We start from the raw sequence: 5,766 nt of genomic DNA, 5'->3' as shown, positions 1-5,766 counted from the left end.
ATTCTGTCGAATTCGGCAAGCTCCCCCGCCGTTAACGTGTATAATTCATGAATATGCGTTACCCTGTTTTTATCAAATAATTGGCGAAGAAGTTTTTCTCCCAATTCGCGTATATCCAGTACCTCCACCCATTTTTCCAAACGGTGCAAAAGCCTCTTTGGACAAGCCGGGTTCGGGCAGTACAGCCTCGTTCCCGCGTCAACAAGGGCGGTATTGCACACTCCGCAGATTTTGGGAAAGTTAATTTCCAGCGTCTCTTCCTGCGATGAAACAGGCGCAAGCCCTTCGATCTTCGGGATTATTTCCCCGCGTTTTACAACGGAAACAGTTGAGCCTATTTTCAGCCCCATAGAGCGAATCATGTCCGGGTTATTTAGATTTGCCCTTTTTACCGTGGTTCCCGCAAGGCGCACAGGATCGACCACGCCGATGGGCGTATATGTCGCCCCCGACTCGCTCCATATCACTTCGCGCAAAATGCTGAAAGCCGTCTCTAATTCAAACTTGAAGGCAATCTGCTTTTCAGGGCGCGCCTTGCGAAGATCTGACATATCAGTCTCTATGTCCTTTACCACAAGGCCGTCTATATCAATGGGGAGCTTTTCCCTTTCGGCTGCAATTTTTTCACGGTAGGCGATAATCTCCCGCGCCGTGGTAAAGGTCTTTGTTTCCGTTGTTTTAAATCCGCGCTCTTTCAGCCATTTGAGTTTTTGCAGTTCGTCTTTAAAAAACCTGTCGTTATCCGTTGCTGCAGCGTCATAAACGATGACTTGTAAATCTTCACAGCCTTCGCCATCTTTTCTGCGCATCAGCCCATTGGCGGCGTTTCTGCAATTTGCCTTAGACGGGTATTTGTTATTCCAGACATCGTGCGTCATGACAACTTCGCCCCTTACGCCGCCTGTAAATGAAACGTCCATTTTTTGAACTACGCCGCTCATGCGCAGTGCGTTGCCGGTAATGTCATCGCCTGTTACGCCGTCTCCTCTCGTGACGGCGCGAATGAGTTTCCCTTTTTCGTACTGCAATTCAAGGCTTGCGCCGTCCAATTTATACTGAACAATGAATTTTTTTGTTAACTTGTTTTTTTTATTGGTTAACGAAGTCTCTGTCTGCGTATCCAACCCCATTTTTTCCGCCCATTCAATAAATTCTTGCGGATTGGACGCTTTGTCCTGACTGCCCATCGGGATAAGATGACGCGCTTTCGGGAAACCGTCTGTCTCAGTCCCCGTCCCTACTTTCTTTAAAACTTCGCTTTGCGGAGCAAGATTTTTTAACTCATCCCAAAGGAGATCAAATTCCCCATCGGAAATTTCAGCCTCTCCGTTATAGTAAGAAGCCTGATACCTCTGTATCAAAGTCTCTAATTCATTAATCCTGTCCTTTTTTGATCCCATGGCTTATTATACATTATTATGATTTTTTTTACCACGAACCAACGCGAACACCACGAACTTCCAATCCACATCTTGTCGTTGTTCGCGTTGGTTCGTGTGGTTCGTGATAGATCTCTTCGCTCTTGTTCGTATTGGTTCGTGGTTATAAAGACCGCGCTACTCTAAACCCATTGTAGAAAAATTTAAAATTAACATGCTGTCTGTATCGGTACGCGCTGCGGCAGTTTAATTCATCAAAATCAAAGCAACCTCCGCGATAAACCCGCCTGTCCCCTGTCGCGGGTCCTATTGGGTCAACTTGAGCCTCGGCGGTATAATTCCCAAAAAAATCCCAGCACCATTCAAGTACGTTACCGTGCATATCATAAAGACCGAAAGCGTTTGGTTTTTTTTGACCTACCGGAAAAGTGGAACGCTGTAATGTTGTCATATCACGTGAATTGCCCTTGTACCAACCTGCTTCTTCAATTTTATCTCCGGTGTAAAAAGGCGTTTGAGTTCCGGCGCGGCAGGCGTATTCCCACTCGGCTTCAGTAGGCAGGCGGTATCCATTAGCTGAACGGTTCCATGTAGCATTATTTCCGTTAATTGTATAAACAGGGGTCAGCCCTTCTTTTACGCTTCTTTTATTGCAATAATCAACGGCATTAAGCCATGTTACCTTTTCTGCAGGAAGATCCTCTCCTTTATATTGGCTTGGATTCTCTCCCATTATCTCCTCGTATTCAGCCTGAGTCACAGTATATTTTGCGATATAAAACGAACTTACGGTAACCTTATGCTGTGGGCCTTCATCTGTAAAGTTTCTTCCTTTCTCCGTTTCAGGGCTTCCCATTAGAAACGTACCCCCTTTTATGAGTATCATTTCATTTTTTATCTGGGAAAACGCGCCTTGAAGCGTAAAGAACCCTATTACAAACAGTAAACTTATTTTAAAAATTGCTTTTTTCAATGTAAACCCCAACCCTTATTTTACAATATTTTATACCCTATAACAACTGATTTATAAAATAGTTACCGATCTTCCGTATTTTTATAATAATTAGTATAATGCAAAAAGGAGAAAAACGTGGGCGTTTACGCAATTTATGTTGAAAAAAACGGTGATTTTGCGCAAGAAGCGGCTTCAGTTGCCGCTGATTTGCATCTTGGGCTTCAAATTGACGGAATAACAAAAGTTAGGGTCATAAACCGATATTTTGCGGAAGGCATTTCGGCGGAAGATTTCCGCTCAGCAAAAAATACGATTTTTTCAGAGCCGCCTGTAGATACCGTCTATGAAGAACTCCCCGATTTTGAAACTGCTCGCGTATTTGCCGTAGAGTACTTGCCCGGTCAGTTTGACCAAAGGGCAGATTCCTGCGCCCAGTGTATCTCCCTTGCAACAGGCAAGGAAAGGCCTGTTATTCAATCGGCAAAAATATACGCCATATACGGCGATGTTTCCGATGAAGATTTTAACCGCATAAAGTCATGGCTTATAAACCCTGTTGAAAGCAGACAGGCGACATTAGATATGCCGTTAACGCTTAAGCAAAATTTATCCGCGCCTTGCGACGTTCCCGTTATTGAAGGCTTCATATCCCTTGAAGTTTCAGAACTTGAAAAGCTATGCGCGAATTTAAATCTTGCCATGGATTTGCAGGATTTATTATTCTGCCAAAAATATTTTCGTGATAAGGAAAAACGCGACCCTACAATAACTGAAATACGTCTTCTTGACACATACTGGTCGGATCACTGCCGCCATACGACATTTTTAACGGAACTTAATGATATTCAAATTGACGATGAAGCCGTAAATGATAGTTATAAAAATTACCTTGCCCTTCGCGCGCTTTGCGGACGCGCAGACAAACCGGTTACCCTTATGGACATGGCGACAATCGGGGCAAAGGCTCTTAAACAAAAAGGACTTCTTCCCGATCTGGACGAATCAGAGGAAATAAACGCCTGTTCCGTAAAGATTAAAGTTGACGTTGACGGCAAAGAGCGGGATTGGCTTTTAATGTTCAAGAACGAAACTCACAACCATCCCACTGAAATTGAGCCGTTCGGGGGAGCGGCAACTTGTCTTGGCGGGGCAATACGCGATCCGCTTTCAGGACGCGCTTTTGTTTATCAGGCAATGCGCGTAACGGGGGCCGCTAATCCGTTAAAAAACGCAAGCGAAACCCTGCCGGGAAAATTGCCCCAGCGAAAAATTTGCCGAACGGCTGCGGCGGGTTACAGTTCTTACGGAAACCAGATAGGGCTTGCGACAGGACTTGTTCATGAAATATACCATCCCGGTTACGAGGCGAAACGCATGGAAATAGGGGCGGTTATAGGCGCGGCGCCTTTAGAGAATGTAATAAGAACCGTTCCGTCACAGGGAGACGTTGTAATACTGTTGGGAGGCAGAACAGGACGGGACGGTATTGGAGGAGCTACAGGCTCTTCAAAGTCGCATACTTCTTCATCATTGGAAACTTGCGGCGCGGACGTGCAGAAAGGCAACGCGCCTGAGGAACGGAAATTACAGCGTCTTTTCCGCAATCCAAAAACTGCGCGTCTTATCAAACGCTGCAACGATTTCGGCGCGGGAGGGGTAAGCGTCTCAGTAGGTGAGCTTGCAGACGGGCTGACGGTTGATTTAAACAAGATATTAAAAAAATACGAAGGGCTTGACGGAACGGAACTTGCGATTAGCGAAAGTCAGGAAAGAATGTCTGTTGTCACTTCAAAAAAAGACGCGCAAACTTTTATTGATCTTGCGGCAGGTGAAAATCTTGAAGCCGTAATAATCGCTGAAGTTACAAAAGACCTGAGTCTTGTAATGAACTGGAATGGGAAAAAAATTGTTGACATTTCAAGAGAATTTTTAAATTCCAACGGCGCGAAAAAAAAAGCGACAGCGCATGTAAAAAAAATTGAGATAACAAAAACGGAAAATAATGAAGTAGGCGCAAAAGAGCTTGAAACATTTTTAAGCGGCCTTGACATCTGTTCCCAAAAAGGGCTTGTTGACCGTTTTGATTCATGTATTGGAGCCGCGACAGTCATAGCCCCGTTTGGCGGAAAATATTTTAACACTCCTTCGCAGGCAATGGCGGCAAAAATCCCCGTTTTAAACGGCGAAACAAAAACCTGCTCCCTAATGTCATGGGGGTTTGATCCATATATCTCATCTGTAAGTCCGTATCACGGGGCGGTTTTCGCCGTTGTACATTCGGTAGCGAAGATAATAGCGGCTGGCGGAAGCAGAAAAAAATGCTGGCTTACATTTCAGGAATATTTTGAAAAGTTACGCGACGATCCAGTCCGCTGGGGAAAACCCGCTTCCGCACTGTTAGGCGCTCTTGACGCGCAAATCGGTCTTGAAGCCGCCGCAATCGGGGGAAAAGATTCAATGTCGGGAAGTTTTTCCCTTGCCTACGGCGGGCAAATTGACGTTCCTCCTACCCTAGTCTCTTTTGCCGTCTCCACGTCAAAACTTGAAAACATTATCACTCCTGAATTTAAAAAGACGGACAGCTATGTCTATTTGTTAAAACCGCCCTTCTCTCTTTACGAAAAGCGCGATTTTGCCGCCCTTCGCGGATTTTTTGATTCTGTAGAAAAATTAATTAAAGAAGGAAAAATACTTTCCGCATGGGCTTGCGGCAGAGGCGGAACGGCGGAAGCCGTCGTGAAAATGTGCATGGGCAACCGTATCGGTTTTACTGCGGAAAACGAACTTTTCACGGGAGACGGTTTTTGCGGTTTTGTAATTGAAACGCAGGCGCCATTACATACATACGCCGCGCTTTTAGGACGCACAACTGGTGATTACACGCTTAAAACAAAAACTTTTAATATTTCACTTGATAAATTACAAGACGCGTGGGAAAAAACTCTTGAGCCTGTTTATCCTTACCTGATTAAACAGGAAGGTAAAGTTGAAAATTTTATTTTTGATAAGGGAGTAACGATAAAGCCTAAAAACAGCCATTCAAAACCGGAATTTTTAATCCCCGTATTTCCCGGCACTAACAGCGAATACGACAGCGCGAGAGCGGTTGAAAAAGCGGGAGGAAAAGCGCGAATATTTGTTATACGAAACTTAACTCCCGCAGTCATTGCGCAAAGCGTTAAAGATTTTGAAAAAGCCGCGCGTAAGGCGCAGGTAATATTTATTCCGGGAGGATTTTCAGGCGGGGATGAACCTGACGGATCGGGGAAATTTATTACCGCGTTTATGCGAAATCCGGCGGTTTTAACAAATAGACATAGCTGTCCGTCTTTTTAAATTCAGGAGTGATAATGTTTTCAAGTATTGACGTTCCTCCTACCCTAGTCTCTTTTGCCGTCTCCACGTCAAAACTTGAAAACATTATCACTCCTG

General features: G+C 44.7%; 3 protein-coding genes. 1 reads left to right on the top strand and 2 read right to left on the bottom strand.

Annotated elements, in window-relative coordinates; genetic code table 11:
• Both ACYVRH_RS10535 and ACYVRH_RS10530 read right to left on the bottom strand, forming a co-directional pair.
• A partial coding sequence (locus tag ACYVRH_RS10535) for a DNA ligase (NAD(+)) LigA (RefSeq protein WP_461256870.1) occupies positions 1–1,400 on the bottom strand: 1,400 nt, incomplete at its 3' end.
• Between the two features lie 142 nt (positions 1,401–1,542).
• Entirely contained in the window at positions 1,543–2,352 is an 810-nt protein-coding gene (locus ACYVRH_RS10530) for a formylglycine-generating enzyme family protein (RefSeq protein WP_461256869.1), read from the bottom strand.
• A 117-nt stretch (positions 2,353–2,469) separates the two neighbouring features.
• Between ACYVRH_RS10530 and ACYVRH_RS10525 the strand changes: the two genes are divergently transcribed.
• Positions 2,470–5,670 carry a phosphoribosylformylglycinamidine synthase gene (locus ACYVRH_RS10525; RefSeq protein WP_461256868.1) on the top strand — a complete coding sequence of 1,067 codons (3,201 nt, stop codon included), beginning with the start codon at positions 2,470–2,472 and terminating at the stop codon, positions 5,668–5,670.
• The last annotated feature ends 96 nt before the right edge of the window (positions 5,671–5,766 follow it).

This window comes from Treponema sp. R80B11-R83G3 (assembly GCF_054786115.1).
The sequence above is the reverse complement of the archived record's forward strand: the minus strand, read 5'-3'. Positions and strand labels throughout refer to the sequence as shown.